This is a genomic window from Balneola vulgaris DSM 17893, from assembly GCF_000375465.1.
GTDB classification, from domain to species: domain Bacteria; phylum Bacteroidota; class Rhodothermia; order Balneolales; family Balneolaceae; genus Balneola; species Balneola vulgaris.
On sequence record NZ_AQXH01000001.1, the window covers coordinates 756,293 to 770,603 of the forward strand.

Consider the following 14,311-nt stretch of genomic DNA (forward strand, 5'->3'; position numbering starts at 1 on the left):
GATGAGAATGTAACGCAATTGTTCAGAGAATAGTAGAATACTTTCGGTAATTGATTTAAAAAAATGACGAAGCCTATAAATTTTGATGTAATAACCCATAAAGGGGCTAATGAAGAAATCACAAATTTACTGAGTAACACGGTATTAGGCACGCCGGACAAGCTGAGGTATCGTCAGCTAGAAACTCAACAGAACCTCCAACGATTACAGAATTTAGAATTCATTCAAATTAAGAAAGGTAAACGTGCTATTGGAACCGCAGGCTTTATACGTCGAAACCTAAGCTATCAGTCGGGGTTCATCACAGGTTTATATGTTCGATATCTTTCGGTGATGAATGTACTTGGTGCTCGAAAGAAACAAGCCCAACCCTCTGCCAACAATAAGCCTAAACGTTCAAGCCTTAGAACTGAAATATTTGGCCTATTCAATCATCATTTAGATGAACAGCTTAGTTCCGATGGATGCTATTACGCATATGTTGAAAAGGATAACATCCTTTCTAAATCACTTTGCGAGTCATTTGGATTTAGGACTACACGGCAGATTAAAACACTTTTATTTAGTCGATTTAATCCCAAAGTAAAAAAAAATGCTCATCGAATAGATGAACAAAACCTCTTTGAATTTAAAGCCCAGTTACAATCATTTTATAGTGAACACGACTTATTCTTTGAGGATGATTTAGAGTTAAAGGGACAAAGTTTTGCTGTGCATCATAACAATGCTATGGTGGCAGGAGTCCGAGCCTTCCCTGTTGAATGGGAGATTGTAGAATTGGCAGGGTTTAAAGGCTTTCTACTCACCAAAGTGCTACCTAAAATTCCCTATTTAAAACGGTTATTTAATGCTGAGAAATTAAAATTCATCGCATTTGATAACATCTGGTATCAGGCTGGCTTTGAACAAGAGCTTCCAACTCTTTTTTCTCATATCTGCAAACATTACAACCATCACATGGGAATGATTTGGCTAGATGGTGAAGATGGAACAACCTCGTATTTACAATCAAAAGGGGCATTGGGATTCTTGAATCGCATCAATGGCGCCGTTACGGCATACCTTATGATTAGAGGCAAAGGCTCCGCACAACAAGCTTCTTTTGACAAGCCTGTATTTGTATCAGCAATAGATATGACATAAAAAAAGCCCCTATCGAAATGAAAGGGGCTTGTAAATTTGAATACTCGGTGATTATCCTAAGTAAGCTCTTAACGCTGCACTTCGGTTATGATGACGAAGTTTACGCAGTGCTTTTTCTTTAATCTGACGAACACGCTCTCTTGTTAGATCGAAGCGTTCTCCAATCTCTTCAAGCGTTAATGAATGTTCACGTCCAATACCAAAGTAAAGGCGAATAACTTCCGCTTCACGTTTCGTTAATTTCGATAAGGCACGTTCGATCTCTACTTTTAGAGACTCACCCATTAATTCGAAATCAGGGTTAGGGATCTCTTCGTTTTCAAGAACGTCGAGAAGTCTGTTGTCTTCACCTTGAGCAAATGGAGCATCCATTGAAAGGTGGCGACCAGAAATTTTGAGGGTATCAGCTACCTCTCCTACGGTCATTTCAAGACTTTCAGCAAGCTCATGAGCAGATGGTACGCGCTCATATTCTTGTTCTAACTTAGAAAGCTCTTTACCAATTTTGTTAAGGGCACCAACACGGTTCAATGGTAAACGTACAATACGACTCTGCTCGGCAAGAGCTTGAAGAATCGACTGACGAATCCACCATACAGCGTAGGAAATAAACTTGAATCCACGAGTTTCATCAAAACGCTTAGCAGCTTTGATCAAACCGAGGTTCCCTTCATTGATAAGGTCACCAAGAGATAACCCTTGGTTTTGATACTGTTTAGCTACAGAAACAACAAAACGAAGGTTCGCTTTTGTAAGGTCTTCAAGTGCTCGTTGGCTTCCTTTCTGAATTTCTTTGGCTAGACGTACTTCATCGTCTGGAGTGATCAGTTTCTCTTTTCCAATCTCGTGCAGATAACGATCTAAGGATTCTGACTCACGAGTTGAGATTCCGGAACTTTTGGCCACGGTAAATTTTGGTTTTATGAATGTTAGTACGAAAGCTACAATGGGCGTGACTATAACATAATTAAGCTGATTGGTTGCAACCTTGTATCGAAGCTTCGAGTGTCTACGCCCTAATTAAAGCAATACCCAATATACGAAAAATTAGTTTCTTTAGTACAGTTAACTTGTATAAGATATTCTCACGTTCTTAAGAACGATTTTCCCGGCATGGAATGCGATAGGTTGAAATACTCCGCTACACTAACAGCGATATCACTAAAAGTATCGCGAATGCCTAAATCAATGCTATTCGCTGATTTATGAGGAAAAAGTTGTAGTGGAACAAACTCTCTTGAGTGGTCGGTGCAATCCGAACAAGGGTCGTTTCCATGATCTCCTGTGATGATTGGTACTTCTTATTAGGCAGAAACCTCTAGAATAAATCCGTAAATAAAATCAATTTAGTGCTTGATGGTGAGTTTAAATCACACGTATTCTATCTGCTTTCAATGATTTTAAAACCCTTATTTTGATTGACCTTTCGATTAGGCACATTTAGTAATTAGACAATTAGTAAGTGATTGAATTAATAGATTTAATGTGTCATCTTAGCAAAAATAATTTGTTATAGAATGAAGCTTCATTTCTTATTAACCATTCTGATAGTGTCATCAATTTTGATTAATTGTAAGAACACTAGCGATAGCTTTACTGAGTTTCCCATTCAAAAAAATATCATCGGAGAAGTAGTCGATGACATATCAATTTATTCCAGTGGGAATGTTTACTTAGCTGTCATCGATACTTTTTTAGTTATACAGTCGAATACAGAAAAGTACTTCCAAATTTACAGCACAAATACTCATAAACTGCTCACTGAATTTGGAACTGAAGGTAGAGGTCCAAATGAGTTTTTAGGTCCTTCCTTGAAAAAACAGATCACTATCGATGAAGAAACTCAATCTCCAATTGCTTTAGCATTTGATTTTCGAAAACAGACCGCCCACCACATAAATATTTTTGAAGCACTTAAAAATAATAAACAAGCCATTTCACAACTTCCATTGTATGGCAACAACAATTTTTTAGTGTTTTTTCATTATTACAATAATGAATTCTTTATCGCTACTCCCGAAGCCAATGCCAGATTAGTGATGGTACAAGCGGATAATTCCAAAACTGTTGCTGTTCCCTATACACCTAAACCTGATTTTGAAATAAAGAAACCTGACTTAAGTTCAGTTTATAAATCAGCGGTACTGGTTAATGAAGAAAAAAAACTAATTGCTGCTGCTCCCCTTTTATTACCTCAATTAGATTTCTTTGATTTCGAGGGTAATTACATCAGGTCCACAAAATTACGAACAGAAATCGAACATCATAAAGAACTAGAGAGTGGCATGAATTTCTGGGAAAATATTCAAGCTAACATTGCCGATATCAATGCCGTTGGTGATAGTATTTTTACACTCAACTATAACAATGCTATCACCAAATATTATACTGAGGATCGTGAAAATAACATGACGGTTCAGGTATTTAACTGGAGTGGAGATAAAGTAGTTGAATATAGTTTAGCTGATCGCAGATATATTCAATCTTTCGCTGTAGATCCAATTCATTCTAGAATCTATGGGTACGATCCAAATGAGGAGAATTTTAATATTGTCAGTTATTCCTATAAATAAGCTAAGATTACTGACTTTTTAGAAAAGACTTCCCAGGAAATTTATTCTTCACATTAAAACACTCCGCCACACTCACAGCGATATCACTAAAAGTATCGCGAATGCCTAAATCAATGCTATTCGCTGATTTATGAGGATAAAGCAGTAATGGAACAAACTCTCTGGAATGATCGGTGCTATCCGAACAAGGGTCGTTTCCATGATCCCCTGTGATGATTAAGATATCCTCGTCTGTCATTTTGGATAAAATCGCAGGCAGCGCTCGATCGAATTCTTCCAAACTTTGAGCAAATCCCTGCGGGTCTAATCGATGTCCATACAACTGATCGGTATCAATCAAGTTCACAAAAACTAAGCTGTTTTTAACCGCACTCATCGCTGAAAGTAGTTGACTGATTCCTTCAGCATTACTTTTTGTTTTTCGGTACTGAGTGAACCCAACGCCAGCAAATAAATCAATCACTTTCCCAATTGAATAGGTATTCACACCCTTCTTTTGAAGTAATTGTACAAGGTTATGTTCGGGAGGGATAGCTGAAAAATCTTTCCGTTGGTCGGAAATTCGTTCGAAAGGATGAGAACCAGTAAAAGGACGTGCAATTACTCGTCCTACTTCGTGTTCGCCTACACATATTTTTGTACGGGCAAACTCACACCAAGCATTGAGCTTCTCCACAGGCACTACCTCATCATGGCATGCTACTTGGAAAACGGAATCGGCCGAAGTATACACGATAGGATATCCTGTTCGTATATGTTCTTCGCCATAATCTCGTATTACATCCGTACCGGAATAGGGTTTATTACACAGTACTTTTTCAACGCCGATTCCATCACAGAATGCTTCTAAAACCTCTTCTGGAAAGCCATTTGGGTAGGTGGGAAAGGGTTGTTCTAAATGAATTCCAGCAATTTCCCAGTGCCCTGTTGTAGAATCTTTACCTGCTGAAACTTCCCTCATTTTACCGTAGGCTGCTGAAGGTGCCTCCGTTTCAGGAACAGATGCTAAAGGAATAATATTACCAAGGCCAAGCTTAGCTAAGTTAGGCAACGTACACTGCGTCTCTTCAGAAACATGACCCAAGGTGTTCATGCTCTCATCGCCATATTGATGGGCGTCTTCTTGTGCCCCAACCCCTAAGCCATCAATAATTATGAGATATGTATTGCCCATTATGCTACAACTGATTCTGCTTCTGAATTACTGATTGCTTCAGCGTGAGCTCGTTTTGTTTTTGTAAGAAGCTGGTAGGCATTGGCACAATCATCAGCGAGTTGTGTATACCCAATTTTAAAGTTCACATTAAGTGTGTGCCCATTCGATAATTTAATTCCGTGAGTTAATCGCGATTTATACTTCTCGATCCACTCTTCCACTACTTCTTCCTTCTCACTTTGAATAATAAAAGCGTATACATAGTCTGAATTGAATCCGATATAACCCGGCACCCCATACACGCTTGGGTTTAAAAAGCGCACAAAATCTTCTTGGATTTTTTGAAGCTCATCTAACCTAAACTTAGTGCGCAACGAGGAGATGTCATCGGGCGAAATCAATCCAAACCAAGTCTTAATTCTGGAATCAGCGTGGTTTCTTTTAAGCTCATGCTCCAAGGTAAGCTCCCACAGTTCTGGCATATACGCATCAAAACTTTGAGTAAGTAAATCTGAGGCCATAGAAGCACGACTTACGGAAGCTTGAATGGTAAGCGCCGCTATACGTGCTAAGTTGGCTAATTTGTGCTTCGTAGAATCTTTAAATGTCAGAGGGTCATCATCACTAACAACGATCACTGCTTGGCGGCGATCATGCACTATAATGGGGATGGCATAGCTAGCACCATCTGTAATTCCTTCCCCACTCGAAATACGTTTAGGGTTGTTATTGAAATGCATGGTAAACACAGGTTCCCCTTTCTCAAGCGCGTCGTATGCCACACTTTTCTCTTCTACCTTGAGTCCCAATTTCGGAGGTTTTGGCGAATCCATTGAATTGAGCACCACATTCCAAGTATCCATACCATGGCAAATTAACGACACATTTCCACGAGGGATACACCGTTGCATCTCATGAAGTAAGGTCTTCATGATTTCAACTTTATGCTGGCGTGTACTAAATCGTGACAACGACTCTTCGTAGTCTTCCCACTCTTTTTGCTGCTCGTGTAAGTCTACCACTTCAAGGTAGGTATCCAGTACCTTAACCATGGCGTTATTGTAAGCCACAATTTCATTTCGGATACTTTCTGGGTCTACTTCAAACTCACTTTCCAACACGGTTATAGCTACCGTTTCCCCTTTATTAATGAAAGGAATCAATATCATGTGTTCCGCTTGTACAAAATCGAAGTAGTGCATCAATTTCCCCTTTGATACATCCTCTCCTACTTTCAGTACAACTACATCATCAATTTCTTTGTAGTCGTTTAAAAAATGATGTTCAAAATTTACTCTATCCTGAAACATCACATTAGGAAGATTAGTGCTATTGGTCTCCCACACGAATTGTTGCCTGGAGTGGTTAACCCAACACATATATGCCAATTGCACACGTGATGAGGTTCGTAATAAATGCACCAGATCCTCCATGATCTGCTTGAACTCCCTAAGTGCTTTATCCTGTCTGTCTAATGCCATGCTATATTTTTCGGAAATTAAATTTCATAAAACCCTAAGCTTCAATGTAATGAATGAAGCTGAAGGTAGAAATTTCTTTATCAGTTATCTTGGGAAATCTGCGCTGCGAGTTGCTCTGCTTCTTCGATCATACGCTCTAATGAAGTAAGCCCTTTTTGCCAGAAGTTTGGATCTGTGATATCAAGTCCCATTTTTGCTACTAAGTCGTGTGGCCATTCTGAGCCACCCGCACTTAATAATTCCATGTACTTATCTGCGAATCCATCTGGGCGTTGAACAAATTCTTCATAAAGCGCCATTACTAACAATTCACCAAAAGCATACGCATATACATAGCCTGGAGTGTGTAAGAAATGAGGGATGTAACTCCACCATAACCCATATTCTTCTGTTAATTCTACCGAATCGCCGTACAATGCTTTCTGCTGTTCCATCCAGAGCTCAGAGAATCGTTCAGTGGTTAACTCACCTTCTTCTCTACGTGCGGTGTGCATAGCATCTTCAAAACGGTTCATTGAAATCTGCCTGAATACCGTTGCGATAGTATCATCAATTTTGCCTGTAATAAGCGCTAATCGTTCTTTAGGATCTTCGATTTCCTTCAGCAACTTTTGGAATACTAGCATCTCACCAAATACGGATGCGGTCTCAGCTGTAGTTAGGGGTGTACCTGCTTGCAATGGACCCTGCTGCCTTGATAGATATTGGTGAACACCATGCCCTAGCTCATGAGCTAATGTTTGAACATCACGAATTTTACCATCGAAGTTCATGAATACATAAGGGTGAACCGAAGGAACGGTACTAGCTGAATACGCTCCGCCTCTTTTTCCCGGTTTAATGGCTGCATCAATCCAATTCTTTTCAAAAAACTTCTTGGTGATCTCCCCCATTTCTGGATGGAACTTGGTGTAGGCATCTAGCACCATTTCTTGAGCACTGTCCCACGTAATGGTTTCTTCATTCTGGATGATAGGCGCATAACGATCATAATCCTTCATATCATCAATACCTAAAAGCTTGGCCTTCAAGCGGTAATACCTCTGCACCAAATTATAATTTGAGGTCACTGATTGCACCAATGCTTCCACAGTATCATCATCGGTCTCATTCGCCAAATTCCGAGAAGACACCCAGCTTTTATAATTTCTAAACTTATCGTTTGTAGATTTGTCGGCAAGAACGGTATTGAATACAAAAGTTAGGGTATGGCTAAGCTCTTTGAAGGTGTTAGTAAGAGCTGCATGTGCCTTTTGCCTTAGGGTTCTATCACTCTCATGTAACTTGGATAAGGCCTCTTGTTCAGTCATCGTCTCGCCATCAATAGTGAACTTGGCGGCTCCTAAGGTTTCATCAAAAAAGCGAACCCATGCACTACGTCCTGTAACTGATTTGGCCGACATTATTTGCTCTTGCTTTTCCTCGAGAACGTGATCCTTGTAGCGACGAGATGATTCCAAGTAATGCTTGTAAAAGGCTAACTCAGGGTGATTAATTAAAGCTTCTGCTTTTTCGTCGTCAACCTGTAACCACTCTACATCTAGGAATACTAATTTTTGGCTTAGTTCAGAGCCTAACTCATTCGAGTCTTGTACGAGTTTACCATAGGCTGAATTTCCAGTATCGGTTGACCACTGTAGGTAAGCGAATGAGCCAATCTTTCCACCCTTATCTTGAATGGCTTCATATTCTTGCAACATTTCTTTGAAAGCCGGGGCATCCAGTGAAGCCACCAATCCTTTATACTTTGTTGCAAATGCTTCGGCATCTTCTAAAACTGTTTTTTTGTCTTCTATTAATTGAGGATCATCTGCCGATTTATATAAATCAGATAGGTCCCAGTTAATCTTTTCAGCTCCGTTTACAGCTTTTTCGCTCATAGGTCTCTTTTACTCTAAAATTTTTGTTGGAATATAGGGCTTGTTGTAGGCTAATTAAAATGCTCAAATCTCAAAGTACATTGGTTTTCTCTATCTACCGAAGCATTAATATCAATGATACTGAACGGCTTATAAATCCCTATTTATTCTGCATTATCATTCAAAAGCCCTTCTTGTTCTTTAGGATGCGGAATGTTTCCCTCTCCAATTACATTGATTAAGCATTGTGAGGCAAGTATTAAGTCATATCCAGAAGAAGATGTTCGCTTGATTCTATTTAACAATCTTGGTGAGAAGTATTATCGTTTTTTTAGATTCTAATGCTTAATTTTGCCCCTGCTTTAATAATTCATCTGAGTGATCAGTAAAATTATCAGCGAATAACATAACAGATACAATCAGTTGTAAAAAACCCACATGAGGTTAATACCCATTGAAATCTCTTGAAGCCGTTTTCGGTCCTAATTCAGCTTTAGTCGAAGAGCTATATAATCAATATCAGCAGAACCCTGAATCAGTGCCTGTACATTGGAGAAACTTCTTTGATGAACAAGACGGAAAAACTAGTAACGGTTCATCCTCGTCGGCACCAAAATCATCTACACAGGAAGCGGCGAAACCTGCTCCTGCAAAAAAATCAGATGCTCCAAAATCAGCGAATGTACCAAAGGGTGCTGAGCTCGAGAAAATCAAAGGTGTTGCTACAAAGATTGTAGAAAACATGGACCAAAGCTTGGAAGTACCAACAGCTACCTCTTTGAGAGTGCTTCCAGTAAAAATGATGATTGAAGATAGAGCGGTTATCAACACCCACCTACTTCAACGCAATGAGCCAAAAGCATCATTCACACACTTTATTGCTTGGGCTATTATTAAAGCCTTAAAAGAATATCCGGGTGTAAACAATGCATACCATTTTGATGGCAACAACCATTACAAAGTTGTTCATGATCAAGTGAACTTAGGTATTGCCGTTGATTTACCAAATAAAGATGGCTCTCGTAACCTTGTTGTTCCTAACATCAAGGGCGTAGACAAAATGAATTTCCGTGAATTCCTTCACGCCTATGCAGATCTCATCGATCGTGCTAGAAATGGTAAACTTGGCATTGATGATTACCAAGGAACCACCATCAGTATTACCAATCCAGGTACTATTGGTACGGTTTCTTCTGTACCTCGCCTAATGCAAGGCCAAGGCGCTATAATTGCAACGGGTGCTATCGATTACCCAGCTGAATATCAGTCGATGTCTAAAGAGATTTTGAACCAACTAGGTATCAGCAAAGTAATGACTGTTACTTGTACGTATGATCACCGTGTGATTCAAGGGGCTGAATCAGGTTCATTCCTAAAGAAAATCAATGACCTCCTAACTGGTCAAGAAAATTTCTACGCTGATATCTTTAGCGATTTAGAAATCCCATACGAACCCATTCCTTATTCAGCGGATACCTACTCTGGTCCATTTGGTGGCAAGTCTGATTCGTTAGAATATGATCGTCGTGCTATTGGTGTTTGGCGCTTAATTAACATGTACCGCATGCGTGGACATGTTCTTGCCGACTTAGATCCACTAGGAAAAGATCCAAAGCATGTACCTGAACTTGATCTTGAATACTACGGCTTATCGCTTTGGGATTTAGATCGCGAGTTTTATTGTGGTGGTTTTGGGGGATGGGAAAAAGCACCTCTTCGCGATATCATCAAGTTACTGAGAGATACTTATTGTAACGACATTGGTGCTGATTACATGCACCTGCTCGATTTAGAAGAACGCCGTTGGTTGCGTGAGGCCATGGAGTCTACCGCCAACAAAGCAACTCTTACTAAAGACGACAAAAAAGAGATTTTGCATAAACTCAACCAAGCCATGGCTTTCGAAGAGTTTCTGCACAAAAAATATATCGGGCATAAACGATTCTCATTGGAAGGTGCTGATACCTTAATCCCAATGATTCATGCTATGCTTAACAGAGCTGCTAAGAATGATATTCAAAAAATATTCTTAGGTATGGCTCACCGTGGTAGATTGAATATTCTCGTAAATATCATGAATAAGCCTTACCACAAAGTTTTTGCTGAATTCGAAGGCAACATCGATCCAGATTCAATTCAAGGATCAGGTGATGTTAAGTATCACTTAGGTACCAAAGGCATCCACAAAGCTCCTGATAACAAAGAAGTTGAGCTTGAGTTATTACCAAACCCAAGTCACTTAGAAGCGGTTGACCCTGTAGTTGAAGGGGCTGCACGTGCTATGCAAGATCACTTTGATGGTGAAGATGCTGAAAAAAAGATTTTACCAGTGCTTATGCACGGTGATGCTGCTTTCGCAGGACAAGGTGTTGTTGCCGAGACTTTAAATATGTCTCAGTTGGAAGGTTACAAAACAGGTGGAACCGTTCATATCATCATCAACAACCAGATTGGTTTTACGACTCTTCCAAAAGATGGTCGTTCTACTGAATATGCTTCTGATTTATCGAAAATGATTCTAGCGCCTATCTTCCACGTGAATGGAGATAAGCCTGAAGCGGCTGTTCACGCTATTCAAATGGCATTAGACTACCGCCAGAAGTTTGGTAAAGATGTAATCATCGATCTTATTGGATACCGTAAGCACGGTCACAACGAAGGTGATGAGCCTGCGTTCACACAGCCAGGTATGTATAAAGAAATTAACGACCACCCACCGGTGCGTGACCTTTATACTGAACACTTAGTGAAGAACAATGAGCTTACTGAAGAAGAAACGAAGCAAATCTTTGATGAGTTCGACAAACTACTTCAAGAAGCATTCGAAGACGCTAAGAAGTCACCAAATGTAGACATCACTGATGACCTCATCGATCGCACAGAAACGAAGCAAACGAACCGAATTGAATTCCCTGACACCACCTACCCTGTAGATGAGTTAAAGGATATTGCTGTTAAGATTAATACGGTTCCTAAAGACTTCGATGCGAATCCTAAATTACTTCGTCAGCTAGCTAAGCGTGCTGAAGTAGTAGATAAAAATGAAAAGAAAATCGACTGGGGCTTTGCGGAAGCACTCGCGTTTGGTTCACTTCTTAAATCTGGACGCACAATTCGTCTTACAGGACAAGATGTGGAACGTGGGACCTTCTCGCATAGACATGCCGTACTACACGGAACAGAAACGAGCCAGACTTTTACCCCACTCAATAACCTAGCCGAAGATCAAGGATTCTTCCATATTCATAACAGTTTGTTATCAGAGTATGCTGCCATGGGCTTCGAGTTTGGGTACAGTGCTCAAGAGAAAAATGCACTTGTAATCTGGGAAGCTCAGTTTGGTGATTTCGTGAATGGTGCTCAAATCATTATCGATCAGTTCTTGTCAGCTAGTGAAGCGAAATGGGGACAAACCACTTCTCTTGTACTGAACTTACCACATGGATATGAAGGACAAGGTCCTGAGCATTCATCGGCTCGCTTAGAACGATTCCTACAGCTTTGTGCGGAAGATAACATGCAGGTAATGAACCTCACTACCCCAGCACAGTACTTCCATATGCTTCGTAAGCAAACGCTTCAAGAAGCAAAGAAGCCCGTTGTACTCATGACGCCAAAGAGTCTGTTGAGACACCCAATGGCTACTTCGAATACTGAAGAGCTTGCTCAAGGGAAGTTCCAGCCATTCATCGCAGATGCGGATGTTAAAGAAGCTAAGCGATTGGTGATCTGTTCTGGAAAGGTGTATTACGACTTACTGAAATACAGAAATGAAAATGAACTAAATGATGTGGCCATCACTCGTTTAGAGCAGTTCTATCCATTCCCAGATAAAGATATCTCGGAAGAGTTTAAGAAGTTCTCGAATGTAGAAGACATCGTTTGGTGTCAAGAAGAACCTAAGAACATGGGTGGATGGACATTTGTAGCTCCTCGTATTATGGACATTCTAGAAGATGGCCAGAAACTACGTTATGCGGGCCGTCAGGCTTCAGCATCTCCTGCTGCTGGACAAAAGAAAGTTCACGAAGCAGAGCAACTTAGTTTAGTTGAGAACGCTCTTAAAGGCTAAATTAGCCAACACATTTAAAGCCCGTTAGTATTACACTAGCGGGCTTTTTTTATGCCGTTAAATTTTATCGATGGCGATGCGCTTATTCTCTTTAATATCTTTGAAATGTGAAGGCGATAATCCTGTCTCTTTTTTGAACTGCCTCGAGAAATGCTGTTGACTGCTGTAGTCTAATTCCAATGCGATTTCCGCAAAAGTTTGTTCGCCATATACAATTAGTTCTTTCGCCCGCTCTATTTTTTGAAGGATGTAATAGCGCTCAATGGATTTACCTTCCACATTCGAGAATAAGCGACTCAGTTGTTGGTAATCTTTGTGGGTGTGTTCTGATAAATAATCAGAGAGATTTCCCTCGAGCTTTTCATCCGTTCGTATCAGCTTAATGATGAGTCGTTTTACGGTTTCTACAATTTGAGCACCCTGACCATTAATCAGCTCGAATCCGTTATTTCTGATAACTTCATCCAGCTTCAATTGATCTTTTTCATTAAGCGTACTTCCGAGGGTGAGCTCCCCAAGGTCTATAGACTTCACCTGAAAACCTGCATGAGTGAGTTTCTCTTCTAATACCTCAGCACAGTGGCTGCACACCATATTTTTAACGTAATAATGCATCTAACTAATTCTTGAATGGCATTTAATACTTCAAACTTCGGGAATATAATACCTGATTCATAACATTATGTGCATCCTATTTCATTCGTACAAATTTGTGTATTCCAGCATGATTCAATACTCTTTAAATGATTGAACTCTCATTACAATGAATCAACGTTTTATGGATACTACTATCGAAATTGCCGAGAATATTAGAGCGCTTTGCGTCCAGACATTTAAGACACACTTTCATGAAGCACTTCTAAGTGGACTCTGTAGCGACGGTGCCATGGAAGTAGCTATTGGCGCCGTTCAGGCTTTAGATTTAGAGAAGGAGTTGGGTGAGGTTGAATGAAATACAGTTGTTAATTTGAACCAGAAATTGCTTTAATCAAACTGTGTTTTTCAAATAGTCATGTATATCCTTTAACCTGTAGATTCAATTGCCCCATTTAATTTTCAATAGGAATTGTAAAATAGAATTTTACTTTAAACTCCTAACCTACTGAAAATACTTACAAGTGTAGAATGAATCTCGATGAAATAACTTATAGAATAAATGGTTGCGCTATGACAGTGCACAATGAACTTGGAAATGGTTTCCAAGAAGTGGTTTACCAAAGATGTCTTGCAATAGAAATGGAGAAAAATGGTTTAATTTTCGGTCGAGAAATAGAACAGGATCTCTTTTATAAAGGTTTACATGTTGGAACACGAAGAGCTGATTTCATTGTAGAAAATAAAATAATGGTTGAGATTAAAGCCGTAATCGACCTAGAAGCTGTTCACATTGCTCAAGCTAAAAATTATGTAGTTGTTTATGATCTACCTATTGGCTTACTCATAAATTTTGGATCAAGGAGTCTCCAATTCAAAAAAATATTCAACTCACGAAATAGAATTGATCGAAATTAGGAAAGGTTTTGAATCAGGATTTACAGGATTCGCTTGATGTACAAGATTAAACTAACACAATCCTGTGAATCCCAAAATCCAGAGAATCCTGATGCAAAAGACTACTTATTTTAATTCAACTTTAGAACCCATCTCAATTCCCCCCCCCAAATTTGACGTATCTCCGCTAGGCAGGTTCGAACCACGACCGCCAGCCGGCGGATAACAGCCTATTGCCCTTACAAATAATCCTTGATGTCAATCTGCTTATCAATGAGTCGTCGGATCATTCTCTTACTCTTCCAGCTCTTCACTTTACTCTCTGCTTGCATTGCTTCCCTTCGAGTTTCAAACTGCAACTGACAAACAAGTATCCACGGTCGGAATCTCTGTGTATGCCCTTTGTGTTCAGAGTTATGATAGCTCAACCTACGTACGGGATCGTCAGAACTTCCTATGTAATAGGTGTCTTTGACTTCGGATTTTAATATGTAGAGGTAGTAACTCATAGACATAAAAAAAGGACATTCAAGCTA

The 14,311-nt window shown here is 39.8% G+C and carries 12 protein-coding genes; 5 read left to right on the forward strand and 7 right to left on the reverse strand.

Translation table 11 applies throughout. The features are described from left to right. Nucleotides 1-63: 63 nt before the first annotated feature. Nucleotides 64-1,143 carry a hypothetical protein gene (locus B155_RS0103295; protein WP_018126822.1) on the forward strand — a complete coding sequence of 360 codons (1,080 nt, stop codon included), beginning with the start codon at nt 64-66 and terminating at the stop codon, nt 1,141-1,143. A 51-nt stretch (nt 1,144-1,194) separates the two neighbouring features. Here B155_RS0103295 and B155_RS0103300 read toward each other — a convergent pair whose 3' ends face one another. Together B155_RS0103300 and B155_RS13715 are read right to left on the reverse strand one after the other, a co-directional pair. Further along, nucleotides 1,195-2,049, reverse strand: a complete 855-nt coding sequence (locus B155_RS0103300) for a sigma-70 family RNA polymerase sigma factor (RefSeq protein WP_018126823.1) — start codon at nt 2,047-2,049, stop codon at nt 1,195-1,197. A gap of 179 nt (nt 2,050-2,228) precedes the next feature. Further along, nucleotides 2,229-2,435 carry a hypothetical protein gene (locus B155_RS13715; RefSeq protein WP_083902117.1) on the reverse strand — a complete coding sequence of 69 codons (207 nt, stop codon included), beginning with the start codon at nt 2,433-2,435 and terminating at the stop codon, nt 2,229-2,231. A gap of 225 nt (nt 2,436-2,660) precedes the next feature. On the opposite strand from B155_RS13715, the gene B155_RS0103305 reads away from it, so the two are divergent. After that, nucleotides 2,661-3,716 (forward strand): BF3164 family lipoprotein, encoded by a 1,056-nt coding sequence (locus B155_RS0103305; RefSeq protein WP_018126824.1) that lies wholly within the window; start codon nt 2,661-2,663, stop codon nt 3,714-3,716. 7 nt (nt 3,717-3,723) lie between these two features. Here the strand turns inward: B155_RS0103305 and B155_RS0103310 are convergent, their stop codons facing one another. The 3 genes from B155_RS0103310 to B155_RS0103320 form a co-directional block, all read right to left on the reverse strand. Beyond that, a complete protein-coding gene (locus B155_RS0103310) occupies nt 3,724-4,893 on the reverse strand; it encodes a phosphopentomutase (protein WP_420834716.1) in 1,170 nt (389 codons plus the stop codon). Further along, nucleotides 4,890-6,353: a GAF domain-containing protein gene (locus B155_RS0103315; protein ID WP_018126826.1), complete on the reverse strand. Its 1,464-nt coding sequence runs from the start codon at nt 6,351-6,353 to the stop codon at nt 4,890-4,892. The genes B155_RS0103310 and B155_RS0103315 overlap by 4 nt, the downstream gene beginning before the upstream one ends. A gap of 80 nt (nt 6,354-6,433) precedes the next feature. Beyond that, nucleotides 6,434-8,233: a M3 family oligoendopeptidase gene (locus B155_RS0103320; RefSeq protein WP_018126827.1), complete on the reverse strand. Its 1,800-nt coding sequence runs from the start codon at nt 8,231-8,233 to the stop codon at nt 6,434-6,436. A gap of 433 nt (nt 8,234-8,666) precedes the next feature. On the opposite strand from B155_RS0103320, the gene B155_RS0103330 reads away from it, so the two are divergent. Continuing rightward, a complete protein-coding gene (locus B155_RS0103330; RefSeq protein ID WP_018126828.1) occupies nt 8,667-12,284 on the forward strand; it encodes a multifunctional oxoglutarate decarboxylase/oxoglutarate dehydrogenase thiamine pyrophosphate-binding subunit/dihydrolipoyllysine-residue succinyltransferase subunit in 3,618 nt (1,205 codons plus the stop codon). A 57-nt stretch (nt 12,285-12,341) separates the two neighbouring features. Here the strand turns inward: B155_RS0103330 and B155_RS0103335 are convergent, their stop codons facing one another. Further along, on the reverse strand, nt 12,342-12,899 hold the full coding sequence (locus tag B155_RS0103335; protein WP_026167171.1) for a helix-turn-helix domain-containing protein: 558 nt from the start codon (nt 12,897-12,899) through the stop codon (nt 12,342-12,344). A 148-nt stretch (nt 12,900-13,047) separates the two neighbouring features. Here B155_RS0103335 and B155_RS12870 point away from each other — a divergent pair, with 148 nt between their 5' ends. Together B155_RS12870 and B155_RS0103345 are read left to right on the forward strand one after the other, a co-directional pair. Then, the gene (locus B155_RS12870) at nt 13,048-13,236 is read left to right on the forward strand and encodes a hypothetical protein (RefSeq protein ID WP_018126830.1); all 189 of its coding nucleotides are present in this window, start codon (nt 13,048-13,050) and stop codon (nt 13,234-13,236) included. A 173-nt stretch (nt 13,237-13,409) separates the two neighbouring features. After that, nucleotides 13,410-13,796 carry a GxxExxY protein gene (locus tag B155_RS0103345; RefSeq protein ID WP_018126831.1) on the forward strand — a complete coding sequence of 129 codons (387 nt, stop codon included), beginning with the start codon at nt 13,410-13,412 and terminating at the stop codon, nt 13,794-13,796. A gap of 218 nt (nt 13,797-14,014) precedes the next feature. Here the strand turns inward: B155_RS0103345 and B155_RS0103350 are convergent, their stop codons facing one another. Continuing rightward, nucleotides 14,015-14,284 (reverse strand): GIY-YIG nuclease family protein, encoded by a 270-nt coding sequence (locus B155_RS0103350; protein WP_018126832.1) that lies wholly within the window; start codon nt 14,282-14,284, stop codon nt 14,015-14,017. Nucleotides 14,285-14,311 lie beyond the last annotated feature (27 nt).

Bases quoted from the DNA above. Each gene is read 5' to 3' on its own strand.
- B155_RS0103295 (WP_018126822.1), top strand. From the start codon at position 64: ATGACGAAGCCTATAAATTTTGATGTAATAACCCATAAAGGGGCTAAT.
- B155_RS0103305 (WP_018126824.1), top strand. From the start codon at position 2,661: ATGAAGCTTCATTTCTTATTAACCATTCTGATAGTGTCATCAATTTTG.
- B155_RS0103315 (WP_018126826.1), bottom strand. From the start codon at position 6,353: ATGGCATTAGACAGACAGGATAAAGCACTTAGGGAGTTCAAGCAGATC.
- B155_RS0103320 (WP_018126827.1), bottom strand. From the start codon at position 8,233: ATGAGCGAAAAAGCTGTAAACGGAGCTGAAAAGATTAACTGGGACCTA.
- B155_RS0103335 (WP_026167171.1), bottom strand. From the start codon at position 12,899: ATGCATTATTACGTTAAAAATATGGTGTGCAGCCACTGTGCTGAGGTA.
- B155_RS12870 (WP_018126830.1), top strand. From the start codon at position 13,048: ATGAATCAACGTTTTATGGATACTACTATCGAAATTGCCGAGAATATT.
- B155_RS0103345 (WP_018126831.1), top strand. From the start codon at position 13,410: ATGAATCTCGATGAAATAACTTATAGAATAAATGGTTGCGCTATGACA.
- B155_RS0103350 (WP_018126832.1), bottom strand. From the start codon at position 14,284: ATGAGTTACTACCTCTACATATTAAAATCCGAAGTCAAAGACACCTAT.